General features: G+C 68.0%; 20 protein-coding genes and 1 pseudogene. 8 read left to right on the forward strand and 13 right to left on the reverse strand.

All coding sequences use genetic code 11. From position 1 onward, the window contains the following. Positions 1–1,431, reverse strand: a 1,431-nt coding sequence (locus E0T84_RS26325; protein ID WP_138745949.1) for an Hsp70 family protein, incomplete at its 3' end; no start/stop codon positions are given. Between the two features lie 141 nt (positions 1,432–1,572). Between E0T84_RS26325 and E0T84_RS26330 the strand changes: the two are divergent. Further along, a pseudogene (locus E0T84_RS26330) lies at positions 1,573–1,985 on the forward strand (Rieske 2Fe-2S domain-containing protein); the annotation flags it as partial. A 39-nt stretch (positions 1,986–2,024) separates the two neighbouring features. Then, positions 2,025–2,483: a nuclear transport factor 2 family protein gene (locus E0T84_RS26335; protein WP_171055186.1), complete on the forward strand. Its 459-nt coding sequence runs from the start codon at positions 2,025–2,027 to the stop codon at positions 2,481–2,483. 3 nt (positions 2,484–2,486) lie between these two features. On the opposite strand, the gene E0T84_RS26340 is transcribed toward E0T84_RS26335, so the two are convergent. Beyond that, the gene (locus E0T84_RS26340) at positions 2,487–3,140 is read right to left on the reverse strand and encodes a L,D-transpeptidase (RefSeq protein ID WP_075909461.1); all 654 of its coding nucleotides are present in this window, start codon (positions 3,138–3,140) and stop codon (positions 2,487–2,489) included. A gap of 78 nt (positions 3,141–3,218) precedes the next feature. Here E0T84_RS26340 and E0T84_RS26345 point away from each other — a divergent pair, with 78 nt between their 5' ends. Then, positions 3,219–4,682 (forward strand): bifunctional phosphatase PAP2/diacylglycerol kinase family protein, encoded by a 1,464-nt coding sequence (locus E0T84_RS26345; RefSeq protein WP_138745951.1) that lies wholly within the window; start codon positions 3,219–3,221, stop codon positions 4,680–4,682. Here E0T84_RS26345 and E0T84_RS26350 read toward each other — a convergent pair. After that, on the reverse strand, positions 4,636–5,310 hold the full coding sequence (locus E0T84_RS26350) for a phosphatase PAP2 family protein (RefSeq protein WP_138745952.1): 675 nt from the start codon (positions 5,308–5,310) through the stop codon (positions 4,636–4,638). The two genes, E0T84_RS26345 and E0T84_RS26350, sit on opposite strands and share 47 nt — an antisense overlap. A 58-nt stretch (positions 5,311–5,368) precedes the next feature. Between E0T84_RS26350 and E0T84_RS26355 the strand changes: the two genes are divergently transcribed. Genes E0T84_RS26355 through E0T84_RS26365 form a run of 3 tightly spaced genes read left to right on the forward strand, consistent with a single transcriptional unit; the run spans position 5,369 to position 8,328 of the window. Continuing rightward, on the forward strand, positions 5,369–5,851 hold the full coding sequence (locus E0T84_RS26355) for a hypothetical protein (protein WP_138745953.1): 483 nt from the start codon (positions 5,369–5,371) through the stop codon (positions 5,849–5,851). 54 nt (positions 5,852–5,905) lie between these two features. Next, positions 5,906–6,898, forward strand: coding sequence for a diiron oxygenase (locus tag E0T84_RS26360; RefSeq protein ID WP_070944910.1), 993 nt, complete (start codon positions 5,906–5,908; stop codon positions 6,896–6,898). Then, complete coding sequence (locus E0T84_RS26365) at positions 6,898–8,328, forward strand: FAD-dependent oxidoreductase (RefSeq protein WP_138745954.1); 1,431 nt, start codon at positions 6,898–6,900, stop codon at positions 8,326–8,328. Before E0T84_RS26360 ends, E0T84_RS26365 begins: the two co-directional genes overlap by 1 nt. On the opposite strand, the gene E0T84_RS26370 is transcribed toward E0T84_RS26365, so the two are convergent. The 3 genes from E0T84_RS26370 to E0T84_RS26380 are packed head-to-tail and all read right to left on the reverse strand — an operon-like array spanning position 8,325 to position 10,763. Beyond that, on the reverse strand, positions 8,325–9,047 hold the full coding sequence (locus tag E0T84_RS26370) for a TetR/AcrR family transcriptional regulator (protein WP_138745955.1): 723 nt from the start codon (positions 9,045–9,047) through the stop codon (positions 8,325–8,327). The two genes, E0T84_RS26365 and E0T84_RS26370, sit on opposite strands and share 4 nt — an antisense overlap. Before the next feature lie 55 nt (positions 9,048–9,102). Continuing rightward, complete coding sequence (locus tag E0T84_RS26375; protein WP_171055187.1) at positions 9,103–9,945, reverse strand: alpha/beta fold hydrolase; 843 nt, start codon at positions 9,943–9,945, stop codon at positions 9,103–9,105. Positions 9,946–9,998: 53 nt separating this feature from the next. After that, positions 9,999–10,763, reverse strand: coding sequence for a trans-aconitate 2-methyltransferase (locus E0T84_RS26380; protein WP_138745957.1), 765 nt, complete (start codon positions 10,761–10,763; stop codon positions 9,999–10,001). Positions 10,764–10,806: 43 nt separating this feature from the next. Between E0T84_RS26380 and E0T84_RS26385 the strand changes: the two genes are divergently transcribed. Together E0T84_RS26385 and E0T84_RS26390 are read left to right on the forward strand one after the other, a co-directional pair. Next, positions 10,807–11,685 carry an amidohydrolase family protein gene (locus tag E0T84_RS26385; protein WP_070944914.1) on the forward strand — a complete coding sequence of 293 codons (879 nt, stop codon included), beginning with the start codon at positions 10,807–10,809 and terminating at the stop codon, positions 11,683–11,685. 22 nt (positions 11,686–11,707) lie between these two features. Then, positions 11,708–12,898 (forward strand): alpha/beta hydrolase family protein, encoded by a 1,191-nt coding sequence (locus E0T84_RS26390; RefSeq protein ID WP_371726368.1) that lies wholly within the window; start codon positions 11,708–11,710, stop codon positions 12,896–12,898. On the opposite strand, the gene eccE is transcribed toward E0T84_RS26390, so the two are convergent. Genes eccE through E0T84_RS26425 form a run of 7 tightly spaced genes read right to left on the reverse strand, consistent with a single transcriptional unit; the run spans position 12,854 to position 19,738 of the window. Further along, the gene (gene eccE / locus E0T84_RS26395; protein WP_138745958.1) at positions 12,854–13,783 is read right to left on the reverse strand and encodes a type VII secretion protein EccE; all 930 of its coding nucleotides are present in this window, start codon (positions 13,781–13,783) and stop codon (positions 12,854–12,856) included. The two genes, E0T84_RS26390 and eccE, sit on opposite strands and share 45 nt — an antisense overlap. Next, positions 13,780–15,159 (reverse strand): type VII secretion-associated serine protease mycosin, encoded by a 1,380-nt coding sequence (gene mycP, locus E0T84_RS26400; RefSeq protein WP_070944916.1) that lies wholly within the window; start codon positions 15,157–15,159, stop codon positions 13,780–13,782. The genes eccE and mycP overlap by 4 nt, the downstream gene beginning before the upstream one ends. A gap of 7 nt (positions 15,160–15,166) precedes the next feature. Then, a complete protein-coding gene (gene eccD, locus E0T84_RS26405) occupies positions 15,167–16,582 on the reverse strand; it encodes a type VII secretion integral membrane protein EccD (protein WP_138745959.1) in 1,416 nt (471 codons plus the stop codon). A 2-nt stretch (positions 16,583–16,584) separates the two neighbouring features. After that, the gene (locus tag E0T84_RS26410; RefSeq protein WP_138745960.1) at positions 16,585–17,502 is read right to left on the reverse strand and encodes an ESX secretion-associated protein EspG; all 918 of its coding nucleotides are present in this window, start codon (positions 17,500–17,502) and stop codon (positions 16,585–16,587) included. Between the two features lie 16 nt (positions 17,503–17,518). After that, positions 17,519–17,806, reverse strand: coding sequence for a WXG100 family type VII secretion target (locus tag E0T84_RS26415; RefSeq protein ID WP_019342950.1), 288 nt, complete (start codon positions 17,804–17,806; stop codon positions 17,519–17,521). Positions 17,807–17,835: 29 nt separating this feature from the next. Next, positions 17,836–18,129: a type VII secretion system protein EsxG gene (gene esxG, locus E0T84_RS26420; RefSeq protein ID WP_070189520.1), complete on the reverse strand. Its 294-nt coding sequence runs from the start codon at positions 18,127–18,129 to the stop codon at positions 17,836–17,838. 49 nt (positions 18,130–18,178) lie between these two features. Continuing rightward, positions 18,179–19,738: a PPE family protein gene (locus E0T84_RS26425; RefSeq protein WP_138745961.1), complete on the reverse strand. Its 1,560-nt coding sequence runs from the start codon at positions 19,736–19,738 to the stop codon at positions 18,179–18,181. Position 19,739 lies beyond the last annotated feature (1 nt).

Consider the following 19,739-nt stretch of genomic DNA (forward strand, 5'->3'; position numbering starts at 1 on the left):
CGGTGCCACTTCCGGCGGGGGCAGCGGTTTGGGCTCCGGTGGCTTGACCTCTGAACTCGGTGCGGTGCCCGTGGCACTGGTCAGCGCATAGGTGACGCCACCGATCGCGACGACCACCAGCGCCGCGGCCACCGCGAAAACCGTCAGCGGCAAACGCTGCCAGCCCGCGGGTGGCTGTTCGATCGGGCCCGTCGGCGGGACATACTGCACAGCCGGCCGCGCAGCTGTCTCGCTGCCGTAGGAGTCCACCAGATCGGGGCCGGTGTAGGGCACCACGTCGTCGCCGGCGTCGTCTTCTGACCACGCCAACGCGCGGAATGTAGAGGAACCCTCTGGGCTGGAAGGCATTTCGACCGGGGGCACCACGGCCGCCGCACCCAGTGTGGGTGCCACCCCGGTTTGCGCATCGGCCTCGGCGAGGTAGGCGGCAGACAGCGCGGCGCCGATCGCGGCGTCCAGTGCAGGCTGCGGCGTCGTCGCCACCACCGCCTGGGAGTGCTCCGAAAGGCGTTGGGTGACAAGAGGAATACTGGCTCCGCCACCTATTGTCACCACTGCCGACACCGCCGGCCAGCTGATCCCGTTGCGCTCCAACACTTTTTCCAGCGCGTCCAGCGCACCGGCCAGCGGAGCTTGGATCAACGATTCGAGTTCGGTGCGCGTCACCCGCACGGTGGCCGAATAGCCGGGCAGCTCCACCACGAGATCGGTCGCGGTGTCCGCTGACAGCCGTTCCTTGGCCTGACGGCATTCCTCACGCAGCCGGGCCAACGAACCGACTGCCGCGGTACCTGCCGGATCGATGCCACCGGCCTGGGCCACGCCGTCAAGCACATGCGCCAGCAGCGCCTGGTCGATCTGATCACCGGAGAAATCGGGATAACGGGTGGTCTCGTCGATCGGTTCGAACGCCGCGGCGGCATCGGCGAGCGTGATGCTGGTACCGCCACCGCCGAAGTCCAGCAGTGCCACCACACCGTTGGGCGGCAGGCCCGGGTTGGCACGTAACGCGGCCAGAGAGGCGACAGCGTCGGGGACCAGGCGCGGCGGCCGCCCGTCGCGGGAGAAGCTGGGATTGGTACGTAGGGCATTGCGCAGGGCACGCAGCGTAGGCGCTCCCCAATGCGCAGGCACCGCGATGGCCAGCTGGTCCGAGGGGCCACCGGCCAGCTCGACCATTGCATCGAGCGCCTCGACCAACAGGGTGTCCGCGGGATAGGAGGCGCCATCGGGCGCCACCAACGGCACCGGATCGCCGACCCGCTCCACGAAGCCGCTCAGGGTGACACCGGAACCGGACACAGGCACGCCGACCTGCGGCGTCCGGTCGGCCGACAAGGTCAGCACCGAACGCCGGCTGACAGGTTGATTGCCGACACGCGCCGCAACCAAGTTGGTGGTCCCGATCGACAACCCCAACGGGCCGCTCATAACGCCCGCCACGATAGCCGCCGCGCGGCGCCGGGGCCCACCGACACTCCGCAGGGGGCTCAGTGCCCGGACACCGGTACCCATGCCCGGCGTATTCGCGCACCCACGCCCGGGCAACATCGGAACCGACACCACATGCGGGCCGGCCATCCCGTGGGGCGTGGCAGCGACCCGGCGGCATCCATCGACGAACTGTCCTCCTGGGCCAAGCTGCACTGGCCCGGCGCTGTCCAAACCCACTTCTGGTCGGCGCAGGACTACTGGCCGTCGGATTCAACCTCGCCAAGGGCTGGATCGCCCCGGTGACCCGGATGGGCGCCACGGCGTCCGAGGACTGCGGCGTCGTGACCGGGCCGCCGTGGCACCTGGAGGCACACAGCGTGGTCGACGGAGTGGAGCGCACGGTCTCGCCGGTATGCCCCCATCTGGGCGGCATCGTGAATCGGAACGACGCCGACAAATCCTGGGACTGTCCGCTGCACGGCTCCCGCTTCGCTCCGGACGGCACCTCGATCGAGGGTCCGGCCACGCGCGACCTGACGCGTTCGGCATAGCGTCACACCCGCCGCGGCCGGTGTGCTCCAATGTCGGGCATGGGTGACATCGACGACATCGAGCGAGTCAAGTACCGGTATCTGCGTGCCCTGGACACCAAGCACTGGGACGAGTTCGCCGACACTCTCACCGAGGACATCGCCGGTGACTACGGGCAGTCCATGGGTAAGACGCTGCACTTCACCGACCGCGACTCTCTGGTGGAGTACATGAAGAGCTCGTTGGGTCCGGCGGTGATCACCGAGCATCGCGTCGCGCACCCGGAGATCGAAGTCGACGGCGACGAGGCCACCGCCACCTGGTACCTGCAGGACCGGGTGATCGTGCCGAGCATGAACTTCATGCTGTTCGGCTCGGCGTTCTACCACGACCGCTACCGCCGTACCGCCGACGGCTGGAAGATCAGCGCCACCGGCTACGACCGCACCTACGATGCCACCCTGTCGCTGGAGGGCCTCAACTTCAACCTGGAACCCGGTGCGGCCCTGAATATTTGACGGCTATTTGGCGACAGCGATCACGGCGCCGGGCCGTAGCCACTGCATGATCTTCACCAGGGTGGCGTCGTCGATCGCGACGCAGCCGGCTGTCGGTCCGCCGTCGGTGGTGTGTACGAAGAACGCCCCACCGTTGCCCGGCACCCGCGCCTTGTTGACGCCCATCACCACAGCGTGTTTGTACTGGGGGATGTGCAGGTTCTCCGTCCCGCTGCTCGGGTCGGTGTTGAACGGACACTGCGCCTTCTTGCAGACCTGCATGGTGTTGTAGGTCGGGCTCTTCATGTCGCCGTCCCACCAATGGTCGGGCGTGACCTGGACGTACTGAAGCCCACCGCCGGGATTCGGTGCAGTGCCGAAGGCGAAGTCGAGCGTGAAAATGCCCATGGGCGTTTTCATTTCGCCGTCATGGGTTTGCGGCGCCATCCCGTTTGCGCCGACGTTGGCGTCGATCCCCGCGCCCACCGGCTGCCAACCAGCGGGGCCCCGTTGCCAGACATCCATCTTGGCCTTCGAACCACCCACGCCGACAACCGAAATCACCTGGGTCGCGTTGCCGACCGAGGAGGCGAACCATGGTGGGTCGACCGCGCCGGCGGTAGGTGCGCATGCCAGGGCCAGCACCCCCGCGCACAGCAGAACGAGCAGTCGGCGCATCCGTCCATCGTCGCTGCCGTCCCTCTCAGCCGGATAAAGCTAGGAGCACGATCCGGTCGCGACGGCTACGTTGGCGCCATGGACGTGCACGCGATCGGCAAAGGACTGGGAACGCTGGACCGTGAGGTCTTCGAGGCGGTAGCTGAGTCACCCAGCCCGCTACTGGACACCGTGATGCCCGGGCTGACCAGGGCCGCAGACCATTCCAAGCTGTGGCTCGCCATCGCCGCCGCGATGGGCGCGCTGGGCACCGTATCGGCGCGACGCGGCGCCGCGCGCGGTGTGGTCAGCCTGGCGGTGACCAGTCTGATCACCAACCAGGTGGCCAAGCGGATCTGGCGGCGGCCTCGCCCGGACCGCACCCTGATCCCCCTCGCACGTCGCACGCGACGCGTCCCGACCTCGCACTCGCTGCCGTCGGGGCACTCCGCGAGCGCGGCGGCCTTCGCGGTGGGTGTGGGACTGGAGTCCGCGTCGGCCGGCCTGCCGCTGGCCCTACTGGCCGGCCTGGTCGGCCTGTCCCGGGTCGCCACCGGCGCGCACTATCCCGGTGACGTGTTCGCCGGGTTCGGCATCGGCGCGGCGATCGCCGTCCTCGGCGCCCGCATCGTCCCCACCATCCCGGCCGCCACACTGCCCCGCTCCGAGCCGCTGCGATTCCGCACCGAGCCGCGACCCGACGGCGCCGGTGTCGCACTCGTCATCAACCCGGCCTCCGGCGACGGAACCGGCGCCCGCATCATCGACGACGTCCGAAAGGCCCTGCCGCGCACCGAGATCATCGAGCTCTCCGACGACGACGACATCGAGGCGGTGTTGCGGGAGACGGCCGCCCGTACCGACGTGCTCGCGGTGGGTGGCGGCGACGGCACGGTGGCGTGCGCGGCGGGCATCGCCGTCGAGGCGGGGGTGCCGCTGGCGGTGTTCCCCGGCGGGACGTTCAACCACTTCGCCAAGGACATCGGTTGCGATTCGGTGGACCGCACCGTCAATGCGATCGCCGACGGCTCGGCGGCTTACGTCGACCTGGTCTGCCTCAACGAGGAACGCATGGTGATCAACACGGCCAGCATCGGCGCCTATCCGAAGTACGTGCGGACGCGCGAGAAGCTCGAACGACGGATGGGCAAGCGGTTGGCCGGCATGTACGCGCTGTATCTGACCCTGCGCCGGGAGGCCCCGGTCCGAATCAGCTACGACGACAAGACCCTTGAAACCGAGTTGTTCTTCCTGGGCAACTCGACGTACTTCCCGTCCGGATTCGCCCCGTCTCAGCGCCCGCGCCTCGACGACGGCCTGATCGACGTACGGATCCTGGAGACCGGCCGGCGGTTGAGCCGGCTGCGCATCGCGACGGCGGTGGCGCTGGGCCGGCTGGAACGCAGCCCGCTGTACCACGAATTGCAGGTGCCGGAGTTCCGGTTCGTCGCCGTCGACGGGCCCACCACCGTGGCCCATGACGGCGAAGTCGGCGAGGCACTCAGCGAGGCCACCTTCAACGTGCGCTACCGGGCGCTGCCGGTATTTCGTCCGCTGCCGTGACGGTTGTCGGCAACGGCGGGCACAGCAGGTAGACCGCCACGAACCAGACGTAGCCCAAGGCCCAGCCGGCCACGACGTCCGAGGGATGGTGGACGTTGAGCACCACGCGTCCGACGCCGATCGCGAGGATGAGCACGGCTCCGCCGGCCACCCACCAGCCGCGCAGTTGTGGGCGAATCGTCGGCCAGGCCAGGGCGAGCAGCGCAAGCACCGACACCATCACGCCCATCGCGTGCCCGGACGGAAACGACGTGGACAGGGCGTGGACCAACGCCGTGGCCGGCCGCGGACGATCGACCAGGAACTTGGCCAGCTCGGTGACCACCGCGCTGAACTCGATGGTCAGCAGTAGGTACCACGCGATGCGCCGCTGCCGGCGGACCAGCGCGACGACGATCATCACCAGCGCCACCAAGCGGAACGCGAAGGGGCCCAGCACCGTGCAGAACACGTCCCATGCCGTCACCCAGCCGGGGTGTGCCGAACCGAACCGGTACGGACCCGCCAGGCCCGCGGCATCGACGTCGGCCAGCCATCCCCATTGCATCGCGTAGCCGATCCACAGCGCCGCGTACACCGCGACGGCCGTCACCGCGCTCACGATCAGCCACCGGTCTCGGGTTTTCATCAGATCATCTCTACCAGCTCCAACCGATTTGCCACTTTCGCGCGCTACCGTCGAAGACATGGCACTGATCCTGCGAAAGCTGATGCACATCGGCGCTCTGCCGGAGGGTCTACGAGCCGAAGCCGAGGCCGAAGGCATCGTGTTTCTCGCCGAGTACGTCCCAGTGACCAGGCGTTTCAGCGGAACGATCCCGGGTAAGCGGTCGGCAGGCAGCGTCGCGAGCTATGCCGGTGCGCTGGTGCTGACCAACTACCGCGCGCTGGCCACGATGTCCACCCTGCCCAAGCTTGCCGGTCGCAGCATCGACCAACCGTGGTCGGCGCCGCAGGTCGGTGCGGTACACGCCGAGCTCGACCCGGCCGGGCTCACGCTCACCGCCGATGTGGCCCAGATCGACCGACGCTGCCGCGGCCAGCTGTCGTTGCACTACAAGACCGAGATACCGGCCGACGTTCTCGCGTCGCTGCCGCGCCGATCGCTGGCCTTCGACGTCGGGTCCGAGTACGTGTTCCGCGCGGTCGGCGTGCCCTACCACCCCTAGTCCGCAAAAAGACCGGTATTTACCGAGACACAAAGTCCCGGTAAATTGGGGGCCATGGCTTCTACCTCGCCTGCCGCACCACTGGATGCGGATTACCAGGACCTGTTGCAGACGCTGTCCGCGGGTTCGGTGCGCCGCCGCTTCGACCCGTACCTGGACATCGCGTGGGACTCCCCCGAGTTGGCGATCGACCTCGACGATCCACGGTGGGTGCTCTCACCACACGTCGATCCGCTCGGCGCCACCGCCTGGTATCAAGCCCAGCCGCTGGCTCGCCAGATCGAGATCGGCCGCTGGCGAACGCTGAACTCGGTGAAGGTCGGCGCGGCCTTCGAGAGCATCCTGATCCGCGGATTGATGGCGTTCATCATGAAGCTGCCCAACAACTCCCCCGAGTTCCGCTATGCGTTGCACGAGATGACCGAGGAGTGCAACCACATTCAGATGTTCCAGGAACTGGTCAACCGCAGCGGCGTGGACGTGCCGGGCATGCGGCCGCTGTTCCGCCGCCTGTCGCCCTACATCGGCCTGGTCGGCCAGTACTCCCCCACGGCATTCATGGCGGGAATCCTGGCCGGCGAGGAGCCGATCGATCATTTCCAGAAGGGGCTGATCCGCGAGGGTGCCAACATTCCGCCCGCGGTGCTGCGGACCATGCAGATCCACATCGCCGAAGAGGCCCGCCACATCTCCTGGGCGCACGAGTTCCTCAAGACCCATATGCCGGAACGATCTTGGCGGATGAAGGCCTTCGCGTGCGTCGCCTTCCCGCTCACCCTGCGCTGGCTCGCGCACGAGATCGTGGCCCCGCCGAAGTCGTTCGGTCAGGACTTCGGCATTCCGCGCGCGGTGATCAAGGACGCGTTCTGGCGCAGCCCGCACTCCCGCAAGATCCTCGCCGGTTACTTCGGTGAGATGCGTTCCCTGAGCGAAGAACTCGGCTTGATGAACCGGGTCGGCCGGTGGATGTGGAAGCGTTGCGGGATCGACGGTGAGGCGGCCCGCTACCGCGGTGTGCCCGACCGCGAAGCGGTTGCCCTGCCCTGATGCCACACGTCATCACGCAGTCCTGCTGCAGCGACGCCTCGTGCGTCTATGCCTGCCCGGTCAACTGCATTCACCCCACACCCGACGAACCGGACTTCCACACCGCCCAGATGCTGTACGTCGACCCGGTCGAATGCGTCGACTGCGGAGCGTGCGTGACGGCCTGCCCGGTGGACGCGATCAAACCGCACACCAAGCTGACCGCCGACGAAGACGTGTTCGCCACGCTCAACGCCGATTTCTACGCCACACCCCGCCGGCCGAGGCCGATCCTGGCTCCGGTCGTCCCGCCGCTTGAAGTGCGCCCGGGCGAGCTGCGCGTGGCGATCGTCGGATCCGGCCCGGCCGCGATGTACGCCGCCGAAGAGGTGCTGACCATTCCCGGCGCCCTGGTCCGGATCTACGAACGACTCACCACGCCATACGGTTTGGCCCGGTTCGGCGTGGCACCCGATCACCAGCGGACGCGCGGGGTGACACACCAGTTCGACCACGTCACCGCCAACCCGCGCTTGCAGATGCGCCTCGGCGTCGAGGTCGGCAGTGAGATCACCCATGAGGACCTGCTGAACGAGCATCACGCCGTCATCTACGCCGTCGGCGCGTCGATCGACCGCCGCCTCGACATCGACGGCATCGACCTGCCCGGCGTCAGCTCGGCCACCGAGTTCGTCGCCTGGTACAACGGTCATCCCGATCACGCTGATCGCACCTTCGACTTGTCGAGCCCTCGCGCGGTCATTGTCGGCAACGGCAACGTCGCCCTCGACGTCGCGCGTCTCCTCACGATGGATCCGGACCGGCTTGCCGGCACCAACATCGCAGCCCACGCCCTGGAAGCGTTGCGCCACAGTGCCATCGAAGAGGTGGTCGTGGTCGGCCGGCGCGGCATCGAACAGTCCGCGTTCACTGTCCCCGAACTCGTCGGCCTGTGTTCGACGCCCGGCGTCGATGTCGTCGTCCGCAACGAAGATCTGCGGGCGCTGCCTGACTCCGACCCGCGTGCCGCGATCTTGCGTGCGGCGCCGCGCGGGGCGGGCAACCGCCGGGTCGTGCTCGAGTACCTGTTGTCGCCCACCGCGATCCTCGGAGACTGCGCCGCCGAAGGTGTCGAGTTCGTCCACAACGAGCTGATCGCTGCACCCGACGGCTCCACGCGGGTGAAATCGACTGGGCTCCAACGGGTCATCGAAGCCGGTCTGGTGCTGACGTCCATCGGATATCGCGGGCGGCCGGTGCCGGGGTTGCCGTTTGACGATGCCACGGCGACGGTGCCGCACCAGGGTGGCCGGGTTCCGGGCGTCCGGGGCGCGTTCGTCACCGGGTGGATCAAACGCGGGCCGACCGGATTCATCGGCACCAACAAGTCCTGCGCCCAGGAGACGGTCCGCAGCCTCGTCGCCGACTACAACGCCGGGTTGTTGGCCTAGCAGGTCTCGCGGTTCGTCAGCGCCGCGATCACCGACGTCAGCTGGTCGTCGCGGTTGATGTCCAGCCCACTCGCCCGCGCCGCGCCGTCGAGGACATACCACCCGAAGTCGGCCAGGTGCGTCACGATCTCTTCTCGTGACCGCTCCGGCGCCGCACCGCGGATCCACGCCGACAAGGTGGCCTCCACCATCGTCACCACCGCGAACGGCACCGTCTTGAATGCGCTGTCATCCACCCCGATGGTTTGCGCGATCGTGGCGATGATCCCTTCGGACTGCCTGGTCATTCGGAGCTTCAGCTCACTGACCGCGTCCAGCGAGCCGTCGCTGCCGAAAGTCGGCCCGCGCCGGACGAACTCGTCGAGCCGCGGGTGGTCCAGCATCCAATCGGCCACCGCCCCCACGGTGCGGGTCAGGATCTCCCGCAATGAGCCGCTGGAGACGTCGAGGTTGGTGTCGAGCACCGCCGCGAAGTCGTCGAACACGTACGAGCGGACGCGTCGCTCCAGCTCTTCTTTGCCGGCGAACTGGCGGTACACCACCGACTTCGCCAGTCCGGCGCGGTCCGCGATCCGCGCCATGGAGATGTCGGCGCCCGGCGGATTCTCCTCGATCAGCGCGACCGCGGCTTGCATGATCTGGGCACGACGCTCGGAGTTGTGCTGCTCCCAGCGGGCCTCATAGCCGCTGACCGCAGCGGGGTCGGCGGCGGTCGGCATGGCCCCCACCCTACCCACGGCCGGTTCGGACGTGGAGTGGATGGGAAAGGACGTGTCACCCAGTGATTTGTGCACCGCCGGTAACGGGCAGCGGTTGCGCCGGTGCACAAATCGCGTCGATGACGCGGTCGGCATGGGTGACGTACAGCCCGTGGGCGGCGCCGGGGATCTCGACGAGCGTGCCCTGTGGCAACAGTGCGACGGTCCGGCGCCCGGTGAGCTCGATGGGTGACGACACGTCGGCGTCACCGTGGACCAGTAGCACCGGAAGGTCGAGTTCGGCCAGCTCGGCACGGTAATCGGTGTGGGCCCCCATCCGCTGGGTGGCCAGCAGCGTCTCGACGGGCACCGCAGCGATCTGGTCCACCGTCCACTCGACGACCTCAGGCTCCACGGCGTGGTCTCCGAAAAACGGTGGTGCGCTTTCGATACACCATTGCTGCACATCGCGTTCCAGCTCGGCGAGCATCCCGTCGAGCATCTCCTCGGGTACCCCGTCCGGATTGTCCGCGGTCTGAACCAGCAGTGGGAGTTGCGCCGCCACCAGCACCGCACGATTCACCCGGCCGGTCCCATGCCCGCTGAGATAGCGCACGATCTCACCGCATCCCAGGGAATGCCCCACCAGTGTCACATCGCTGAGATCCAGGTGATCGAGCAGCCCGGCCAGGTCGTCGGCCAGCAGATCCACCGTCCACTCACCGCGATAGTCGCTCGAGCTTCCGTGGCCGCGCCGGTCGTAGGCGACACAGCGAAAGCCCTTGTCCACCAGGCGTTCGATGATGTGATTCCACTGGCCTGAGTTGAGTCCCCACGAGTGGGTGAACAACAGGACAGGCCCTGACCCGGTGTCGGTGCAGTGGATGTCGGTGTTGTCGGCTGTCTTTGACGTAGGCATGTGTCCATCGTCGAACGTGCAGGTACGCATGTCGATTACGTCGTAGGTAATGACTACCGGACTCGGGCGGCCACGAACACCCGACGGAACGGGAAGAACGTGGTGCCGTCAGCGCGTCGCGGGTAGGCCTCGGCCAGCATCGGGATGATCGCCTGGCGGTACTGCTGCCATAGCTCGTCGGTCAGCCGTCCTTTGACCTGAGTCAGGGCGGTACCGGTGATCCAATCCAAAACTGGTGTCTCGCCAGATAATTGGTGTACATAGGTGGTCTCCCAGGCGTCCACCGCACAGCCCGCATCGGTCAACAGGCCGGCGTACTGAACCGGCGTGTCCACCTGGCCCACGTCTCGCCACGGCATGTCACACAGCGGCCCGGTGAACGGCTCGCGCCGCGCCAGCGCGCGCACCGCGTGGTGCGACGGCGCGTCGAAATTGCCGGGTACCTGAAAGGCGATCCAGGCCCCGGAGGACAACTGCCGAGCCCAGCGCGACACGAGCTCGCGATGCGAGGGCACCCACTGCAACGCCGCGTTCGAAACCAGCACGTCGGTGTCCGGTTGCGGTTCCCAGTGCTCGATCGCGCCGGCATGCGCCTCAAGCCCACGGGCCTGCGCAGCCGCGACCATCTCCGGTGAGCTGTCCCAGGCCTCCAGTGTGGCACCGGGCCAACGCTGCGCGAGCGTCTCGGTCAGGTTGCCCGGCCCACAACCCAGGTCCACCACGCGGCGCGGCGCCTCGGCCCCGACCCTCGAGAGCAGGTCATAGAACGGCCGGCCCCTGTGGTCGGCGAACGCGAGGTAGGTCTCCGGATTCCACATGCCCCGATCATGCCCGGCACCTGGCTCGATATCGTCGGATCCGATGGACGAATCGGAGCAGGTACTGCAAATCTGGTCGGGGCTGGGGCTGCCCGGCATCATCGACGTGCACACCCACTTCATGCCCAAGAACGTCATGGACAAGGTGTGGCAGTACTTCGACGGCCGGGGCCCGCTGATCGGGCGGGAATGGCCCATCACCTACCGTGCCGACGAGGCGCAGCGGGTGGCCACCCTTCGGGCCTTCGGCATCCGCAGGTTCTCCTCGCTGATCTATCCGCACAAGCCGGACATGGCGGCCTGGCTCAACCAGTGGGCCAGAGGGTTCGCACAGGACACCCCGGACTGCCTGGCCACCGCCACGTTCTATCCCGAACAACAGGCCGCCGGCTACGTCGCCGACGCCATCGCCGCAGGCACCCAGGTGTTCAAAGCACACATCCAGGTGGGCAACTATGAGCCGAACGACCCCCTGCTCGGCGAGGTGTGGGGCCAGATCGAAGACGCCGGCGTCCCCGTCGTGATCCACTGCGGCTCCGGCCCGGCACCTGGCGATTTCACCGGCCCGGACCCGATCGCCCGGCTGCTGAGCCGCTATCCACGCCTGGCACTGATCATCGCGCACATGGGAATGCCGGAGTACTCGGCGTTCCTGGATCTCGCCGAGCGCTACGACAACGTGCGCCTGGACACCACCATGGCGTTCACCCCGTTCGTCGAGGAGATGATGCCGTTTCCCACCGCCGAGGCGAGCCGGCTGAAAGCCCTCGGTGAGCACATCCTCTGGGGCAGCGATTTCCCCAATATCCCCTACGGCTACGCCGAGGCCGTGCACCACCTGATCGACCTGCCGGGTGTCGATGACGCATGGTGCCGCAACGTTCTGCACGACAACGCCGCGAAGTTGTTCGGCCTCAGCTGAGCAGTTGGTTAGCATCGGGATCGTGGACGCGGACCCGGTAGAACCCCCGATCCCAGTTCCTGATGTTCCCGGCGGCGATGCCGGCGCCCGCGGACTGCCGCGGCGGGCCGATCTGACCATGCGGCAGCGTGCCATCGTGGACGCCTCCGCGATCGCCGACATCGCGTTGCGCACCGGGGTTGCCTCGATCGTGGCGACGTCGATGGTGCCGACCACGCTGGCGTCGATGCTTCACCCGTCGACGTTTCGAACCGAGAACGACCACATGCCGTTCTACGCCGAACTGGCCACCGCAAAAGATCCCGCGGTGTCGTTTCCGGCGCCCACCCGGCCACCCCGGGTGTCCACCCGCCGGGCCAATCCCCTGGCCGAGATGATCGCGCACGGCCGGGTGGAGAACCTCCAGTTCGACAGCAGCTTCACCGCGGTCAACCCCGCGCTGCGCGACATGTGCAGTGGGTTCACTCGCAACAATGTTGTGCGGGCACAGCATTGGCGCCACGACGACGGACCGCACCCCACGCTGTGCGTGATCCATGGCTTCATGGGGTCGCCGTACCTGGCGAACGGGCTGTTCCTGTCGCTGCCCTGGTTCTACCGCTCCGGCTACGACGTGTTGTTGTACACATTGCCGTTTCACGGCGGCCGCGCCGAGCGGTTCTCACCGTTCAGTGGTTACGGATTCTTTTCCCACGGATTCGCCGGCTTCTCCGAGGCGATGGCCCAGGCCGTGCACGATTTTCGTTCGGTGATCGACTATCTGGAGTCCACGGGTGTCGATCGGGTTGCCTTGACCGGCATCTCGCTGGGTGGCTTCACTTCGGCACTGCTGGCCAGTGTGGACGACCGGATTCAGGCCGTAGTCCCCAATGTTCCTGTGGTGACGCCGGATCGCACGGTGGACGAATGGTTCCCGGCCAACAAGCTGGTGGCGCTACAACGGTTCGTGGCCAGGACCGACCCCGCGTTGACCGAAGCGGCGGCACGGTACGCCTCACCGTTGAACTACCAACCGGTGGTGCCCAAGGAACGACGCCTGATCATCACCGGCCTCGGCGACCGGCTGGCTCCGCCGCAACAGGCCGAATTGCTGTGGGAACACTGGGATCGCTGCGCGTTCCACTGGTTCCCCGGCAACCACCTGCTGCATGTGAGCCAGCCGGACTACCTACGCCGGATGACCCGCTTCCTGCGGGATTTCATGTTCGACTGACGGCACGGGCGACCCCAGCAGTGCCTGCGGCAGCGCGGTCGGGTTGCCGTCCAGACGCTGCGAAGACAGCGGGTTCAGCGCGGCCAACGCCGGACGGTGCCGACCGCCTGCCGATTTCAACCCGGCCAGCGGAGCCCGACGCGGGGGCCGATCGGCCGTCCGCAGGGCAACACCCACCGTCAACTGCGGTTGTGCCGGAGATCCGGTGAATTCCAGTGCGGTCCAGGTTTCCTGAGCCGGCAGCGCGCCGACCCCGGCCAGCACGGCCTCCAGCTTGTCGCTGACGTTGACGCGGTATGCCGCGAAGTACCCGGAGTCGTCCTTGACACCCCGCCAGGTCTCCTTGCCCGGGTCGGGCAGCGGTGAGTCCACCCCCTCGACCAGCGTGACCGTCCAGCCCTGCTCCCGTAGGTGATCGGCCAGGCGACGCCCGACGATTTCCGTGGTGTCCCGCAACGGGATTCGCGACGACCGGGCACGCAACGCATCGAGGTTGTCGGTGGCGACGACGGTCAGGCTGATCCAGCTGCGTCGCACACCACCGGCGTCGCGGTGGGTCACTCGAACCTTGTCGCATCGGATGCCGTACCGGTCCAGGTAGCTGACGACAACCGGAAGCTGCGCCGGGTTCGCGGGGTCGACCCGCAACACGACGGTCTCCGAATCGATTGCCGCCTCAGGCTGCTTCTTGGTCAGGTTGCGCCGCCACACCCCGAAGTGCCGGGCCACCCGCGTGGTCAGGAACAACCCGCCCCACCAGGCCAGCAGCAGCACCACCGCGGCGGCGGAGACGCCGAGCACCCAGCGTTCGGTGTTGGTCTGCCATGGCCGGGCCAGTACGGCCGCGACGATGAACAGGGACGCCAACGCAAGTCGGGCGGTCATGAAGGATCCTTCCGTCGGTATGCGCTGAACGCAACGGCGATGGCCGCCAGCGCAAGTGCGCCGGTGCCGGCGAATGCGACGATTCGCCCGGTGTTGTCACGCGGCGCCGGTTCTGCCGGTGCGGCAATGGGTTTGCCTTCGGGAGACGCCGGGCCGTCCAGCGGCATGTCGGCGACGTCCCAGGTGAGCGCGGCCACCGGATCGACACCGCCGGCGCCCATCACGTTCGACGGCGAGCGGGCGGCGCCGCGAGCCGTCGTGGTCAGCCGGTGCACCACCTGACGCGCGTTCAGGTCGGGAAACTTGCTGCGTACCAAGGCCGCAACGCCGGACACGTAGGCGGCGGCATAGCTGGTACCGCTGAGCGGCACCAACTTGTCCTGATCGGCGGGCATGGCGTTGGACAGTCCTCCGCCGGGTGCGTTGCTCACCGAGGAGATGTTCTCGCCCGGTGCGGCGATGCCCACCCAGGGTCCGGCCATCGTGAACGCCGAGGGCTGACCGGTGGCGTTGAGCGCCCCGACCGACAGCACGTAGGGCTGCCACCACGACGGGATGGATACCGAGGAGACGCCGCCCCAGTTGCGCGGATCGCCCGGGGCGCCGGCATCGGCAAGCGGATTGGAACCGCACGCCGATCCGGTGGTGACCCCGCCCTGGGTGTTGCCCGCGGCCGCGACGATCACCGCGTCCTTCTCGACCGCCGCATATCGCAGCGCCGCGCCGAGTTCGGTCTGGTCGATTTGTTTGTCGGCCGGCATGCAGGTCACCACGGAGATGTTGATGACACGCGCACCCATGTCGGCCGCGCGCACCACGGCGCGGGCCAGGCTCGCCACGTCCGCCGTAATGCGCGCCTCAGCCATGTCGCCACCGGCCGCCCGCGGGGCGAACCGCGGTGAGTTCTGCCGGATCGAGATCAGCCGGGCCTCCGGCGCCACGCCGGAGAAGCCGTCGGGTCCGGGCTGCCCGGCGATCAGGCCTGCCACCGAGGTGCCGTGACCATCACAGTCGGTCAGGCCGTCGGTGGACTCGATGAAGTCACCACCACCTTCGACATGCGGCAGCCGGGGCCCCGGCTGCACGCCGGTGTCGATGACGGCGACCGTCTGACCTTGCCCGCGACTCTGCTTCCACGCGTCGGACAGGTTGAGCGCCAACTGGTTCGGATTGACCGATCCCGGATCGGTGCCCGGCAGGACACCGGTGGTGACACATGCCGAACGCTGTGCCATCGCCCCCATCGGGCCGGCACTACCGGCCGGTGGGGCGACCTGTGGATCGACCGCGGGCGGGCTGATGGCTCCCGCCGACGGGGAGCCGACCAACAACACCAAACTGGTTGTGGCCAGAACACCCAGGCTCTTGTGGATCACCGATTCATCACCTGTCGAGAACGAGGCTGAACAGCCCGATGAGGAAGGCCATCACCGGAATCAGCGAGGCGTCGAGGCCGGCGGCAAGGAAGCCGACCAGGCGCCGCATCGGCAGCGAGTAGGTGTCCGGTGAGGCGACCGGCGGGTTGAGCGCGGCCACGGCCCACACCACCACCAGGGCGGCCAGTACCGCCAGCGCCCACCACGCGGCCTGGTACCGGCCGTCGATCGCGAAGGTCACCAACAGGGCAACGGTCAGCAGGTAGGGATGCCCGAGGAGCCATGCCTTGCACGAGGCGGAGTCCCAGACCCGGGCGCGCAGAGCGGCTCCGAGAGCGGCGGCCACCACGACGTACCAGGCCCACGGGGACGCGGTCGGCGACCCGACCAGGACTACCGACCCGGCCACCCCGAGCAGCACGCCCGCGGCGATCACGCCGGTCTGATGCGACTGGCTCGCCCGGACCCGGCGCGGCAGGTCGGCCAACACCGAAAGCGGCTGTGCCGACGGGGACGGATCGCCCGGCGCCGGGATGACCGGCAGCGGGAAGCGTGCCCACATGGCAGACAACTGGGCAGCCTGAACGGTGACCACCAGTGCGATGAGGATCAGTGCGCAGCCGATCACCGTCGAGTTGATCGTCCACAGCGACGCCGCACCGGCGACCAGCAGCACACCCACTCCGGCGACCGTGGTCGCGGTGAACGCCGCGACGCCCCGACCGTCGGGAGAATTGGCCACGCTGATCAACGACCATGCGGCCACCGCGGCGGCGGCCAGCAGGATGCTCGGCGCGCCGAAATCACCGGGCACGCCGAGCGCGAACGCCGCGGCGACGGGGACGAGCGCGGTGACGGCCAGCGCGGTCGCCAGCGCCGGGGACCGGCCCTTGATCGACAGTGAGGCGAGCACCGAGGCAACGGCGATACCGCCGACGACGAAGAGACCGAGCAGTTCACCGGTCACCACGCGGTGGGCGACGGCCAGGCCGGTACCGACCAGGATCAGCCCGATCAGAGCCAGTGAGGCATAACGCGCGATGTTCGCGGCGCCCCACGGACGCTGACGCGAGGCCGAGAAGATCACGGCGGCGTCGGCGATGTCCTCGACGATGCGCGGCGCAGCGGGCCCGGCGGGAACGGCCTGCAGCGCAAGCAGATCCCCGTCCACCACACCGACCGTGTCGAGCGTGGCATCCAGGCTGTAGGGCGCACCGCCGACCGGGGCCAGGCTGAGCCGCACCGGGTCCGGGGCGCTGGCGCCGTCGTCGCCCCCGGCGGGGAGCACGATCCGCTGGACCGCGGGCAGGATCTCACGCAACGGCAGCTCGGACGGCAGAGCCATCTCGGTCAGCCGGCCGCCGTCGTCTCCAGCGGCCAGCACGGCCACCCGAACGATCGGCATCACAGTGTTGTCGGACATTCCTATGCTTTCTGGGTTCTTCTCATGGAGCGTGAATCTCGGTGGGATGCAGCGCTGTCGGTTACTACGCAGTCGGGTGCCGCTACTCGGTCGAAGTCGCGGATGAGCGGCTGGTCCGGGAACCAGGAGCCGCTCGGCAGCGAGGCAGTGAGCCGCTCGATCGCCATCGCGATCTCTTCGGCTGTGCCCGCCGTGAAGGTCGAAATCCATTCCCCGTCAAAAGCTTTTGACGGGGACACCAGAATCCGTCCCTCGGGGGTGTCGATGATGCTGACCCCCACTTGGGTGGTGACCCGGTGACCGTCGCGATGTTCGCCGGCGACGATCTCGACGTAGGTACGCCGTCCGTCGAACACCGATTCCACGATCGACCGGGCCGAGTCCGGGACACCGAGGAATCCCAGCACTTCGATCAGGGGGGTGCCGTTGCGGATCTGCTCATCAGCGCGGGCGCCGGCTTCTGCCGGCAACGCGAACTCGTCGAACCGCGCCGGCCTGCGACGCGACAGTCCGGCAGTGAGCACCGGGACCAGGGCGTGAGGATGGTGGATGTCCATCTCGGTGAACGTCACCAGCTGCGCGTTGCGCAACACCACGACCGTGCGCCCCTCAAGGCGCGCGATGATCCCGCGCAGCAGATCCCCCGGTCCGGAGACGAACCGCAGATCGAGCCATTGGGTTGCCCGGCACACCAGCCGAACCCATTGCGCTACCCGCGGATTCACCTCACCACTGGAGTCGAGCACACCCATCCTGGTCAGTTCAGCGGTCTGCTCGGCCGCGAAGCCGAACCGCTGCGCCGGCTCGCTGTAGGGCGGCGTGATGGCCAGCACCCACGGGTACGCCCCGGCGCCGAGCACCTCGGCGAGGTACCAGGCCTGATCGGTGGTCAGCTCGACCGCGTTGGCTCCGGTGCTCAATGCGGAGCCTCCGGCATCAGCCCCACTTGGCCCCTTCGGCTGCGTCACGCGCGCTCATCGACATGGTGTTCATCTCGTGGGTCGATGCCATCGCACGGTAGGCCCGGGTCAGCTCTTCCATGGCCTGGTTCCACTGTGCCTGCCAGGCCTGGTAGGTCATACCGGTGTCACCCTGCCAGGCGCTGCTCAGCGCGGCCTGCTCGGCGGCGATGTCGGCGCCGACGGCGTGCAGAGCACCCGAGTAGGTGTTCATTTCCCCGGCGTGAGCCAGCATGGCCGGGTAGTTGTACATGATCTGAGACATGAAAACTCCTGTATCCGTTGCTTGTTCGGCTAGACCGCGGTGTAGGTGCTGGCGGCGGCGGCATCCTGGGCGACGTAGGTGCTCGCGGCGTCGCCGAGGTTGAGCTGCGCGATGTCGAGCAGTGCGTTGACCTTGGCCGACACCTCGACGAACCGGGCGTGGGCGGCCTGGAACGCGGCGGAGGCCTCACCCATGTGGAAGGCCTGCGAGGACATGGCGGCCTGCTCGGCCTGGGCGATGGTGCTGCGCATCAGCGCGGCCTTGGCGCCGAAGGCGGCCTCGGAAGCGATCAGCTGGGGGATGTGAGCATCCAACAGGCTCATGGTTTTTCCTTTCGGATCGTTGATGGTTGGTCGTGCACGGGCGGTCTGGTCAGCTGCGCGAACCCCCTTCCGGATCACCCGGGGCCTCGTCGGGCTCCCAGGAACCGGGCAGCATCGGCGAAACGGGACTCTCGTCGAATCTCTCGCCGGCCAGGGTGGTCAAACCTGCCGCGGTCGCGTCGGGCCTGGTTTCGGTACCGGTGAATCCCATGGCCCCGGCGCCGCTTTCAGAGGCACGCACCCCTGGTTCCGGTCGCGGCACGGGATCGGGATCCGGTTCCTCGTAGTCCATGTAGGCATCCGCGTATGCGTGATCCTCCAGTGCCGCACCCCGCTTGCGCCGCCGCTTGCGCCGCGCCGCCAGCGATGCCGCCACCCCGGAAGCCGCCGCGGGGATTCCGGAAGCCGGCGCCGAGGCACTGGACTTGCCGCCGACTGTCGGGCTGAAACCCTCGTCCGGGTCATTGCCCATCACCGCGTAGGGCGCGAACGCTGCCGCGGGGACCGGGGCCGGCGCTGCGGCACCTCCCGCGGTAGCGGTACCAGCCGCGGGCGTACCGACACCCACCGCGGGGCCACCGGGTGCGGGTAGGCCCGCCAGCGGGTATGACCGTTGTTGTTCGGCCAGCGGCGTGGGTTCGACTGGTGCATCTGCCGGGGCCGACTCGGCCGGCGGTTGTGTCACGTGGTCGATGAGCAGCACCAATCCGGTGATCCCCAGCGCCGCCAGCGCCGGGATCAGAAACGGTGACGCGAGGATCATGCCCCAGGTCGGCCAGCCCACCAGGTTGGTGAACACCTGGTAGGCGACCGCTGACAACAACGGCCCCCAGGTACCCCAAGCGCCGATCGGGTCGGTCATGAAGTCGTTGAGCAGCTTCTGCAGATTGCCGAGCGGATCTTTGAGGAAGTCGATGATGTCCTGGCCGCCCGGCACGTTCTTCAGGTACTGCTCGAGCAGGTCGGAGATGATGTTCGAATTCTCCATCGCCGAACCGGATTCGCTCGCCTGAGCCTGCGTCATCATCTGCTGCGCGTTGGCCGACGCGGTACCGGCCTCTCCCACACCAGGTTTGAGCAGCATCGGCGACGGCGTGCTGGTCGGTGCCGCCATGACCGCGGCACCCGAGACCGCCTGATAGGTGGCCATGGTGGTGGCTGCCTGGATCCACATCCGGACGTAATCAGCCTCGTTGACCGCGATCGGAATCGTGTTGATACCGAAGAAGTTCGTGGCGATCAGGACGCCGTGCACGACGTGGTTCAGAGCCAGTTCGGGCAAGGTCGGCATGGTGGCCACCGCGGTGGTGTAGGCCGCGGCCGCCGTCTCGTGTTGCACCGCCACCGCGGCACTGTTGGCACTCTGCTGCGCCAGCCACGTCAGGTACGGCCCGTGGGCGGCGATGTACTGCTCCGAGCTCGGCCCCTCCCACGACCCGGCCTGCACCCCTCCCAGCACACTGGTGAGTTCTGCTGCCGCCGAGGCATATTCGGTGCTCAGCGCCTGCCAGGCCCCCGCCGCGGCCAGCAACGACCCGGCGCCCGGGCCGCTGGAGAGCAGCGTCGAGTGCACCTCGGGTGGTAGGGCCATCCAGATGGGGGCGGTCATG

It is taken from the genome of Mycobacterium sp. DBP42, assembly GCF_005924235.1.
Classification (GTDB): Bacteria; Actinomycetota; Actinomycetes; order Mycobacteriales; family Mycobacteriaceae; genus Mycobacterium; species Mycobacterium syngnathidarum.

Bases quoted from the DNA above. Each gene is read 5' to 3' on its own strand.
- E0T84_RS26335 (WP_171055186.1), top strand. From the start codon at position 2,025: ATGGGTGACATCGACGACATCGAGCGAGTCAAGTACCGGTATCTGCGT.
- E0T84_RS26340 (WP_075909461.1), bottom strand. From the start codon at position 3,140: ATGCGCCGACTGCTCGTTCTGCTGTGCGCGGGGGTGCTGGCCCTGGCA.
- E0T84_RS26345 (WP_138745951.1), top strand. From the start codon at position 3,219: ATGGACGTGCACGCGATCGGCAAAGGACTGGGAACGCTGGACCGTGAG.
- E0T84_RS26350 (WP_138745952.1), bottom strand. From the start codon at position 5,310: ATGAAAACCCGAGACCGGTGGCTGATCGTGAGCGCGGTGACGGCCGTC.
- E0T84_RS26355 (WP_138745953.1), top strand. From the start codon at position 5,369: ATGGCACTGATCCTGCGAAAGCTGATGCACATCGGCGCTCTGCCGGAG.
- E0T84_RS26360 (WP_070944910.1), top strand. From the start codon at position 5,906: ATGGCTTCTACCTCGCCTGCCGCACCACTGGATGCGGATTACCAGGAC.
- E0T84_RS26365 (WP_138745954.1), top strand. From the start codon at position 6,898: ATGCCACACGTCATCACGCAGTCCTGCTGCAGCGACGCCTCGTGCGTC.
- E0T84_RS26370 (WP_138745955.1), bottom strand. From the start codon at position 9,047: ATGCCGACCGCCGCCGACCCCGCTGCGGTCAGCGGCTATGAGGCCCGC.
- E0T84_RS26375 (WP_171055187.1), bottom strand. From the start codon at position 9,945: ATGCCTACGTCAAAGACAGCCGACAACACCGACATCCACTGCACCGAC.
- E0T84_RS26380 (WP_138745957.1), bottom strand. From the start codon at position 10,763: ATGTGGAATCCGGAGACCTACCTCGCGTTCGCCGACCACAGGGGCCGG.
- E0T84_RS26385 (WP_070944914.1), top strand. From the start codon at position 10,807: ATGGACGAATCGGAGCAGGTACTGCAAATCTGGTCGGGGCTGGGGCTG.
- eccE (WP_138745958.1), bottom strand. From the start codon at position 13,783: ATGACCGCCCGACTTGCGTTGGCGTCCCTGTTCATCGTCGCGGCCGTA.
- eccD (WP_138745959.1), bottom strand. From the start codon at position 16,582: ATGTCCGACAACACTGTGATGCCGATCGTTCGGGTGGCCGTGCTGGCC.
- E0T84_RS26415 (WP_019342950.1), bottom strand. From the start codon at position 17,806: ATGTCTCAGATCATGTACAACTACCCGGCCATGCTGGCTCACGCCGGG.
- esxG (WP_070189520.1), bottom strand. From the start codon at position 18,129: ATGAGCCTGTTGGATGCTCACATCCCCCAGCTGATCGCTTCCGAGGCC.
- E0T84_RS26425 (WP_138745961.1), bottom strand. From the start codon at position 19,738: ATGACCGCCCCCATCTGGATGGCCCTACCACCCGAGGTGCACTCGACG.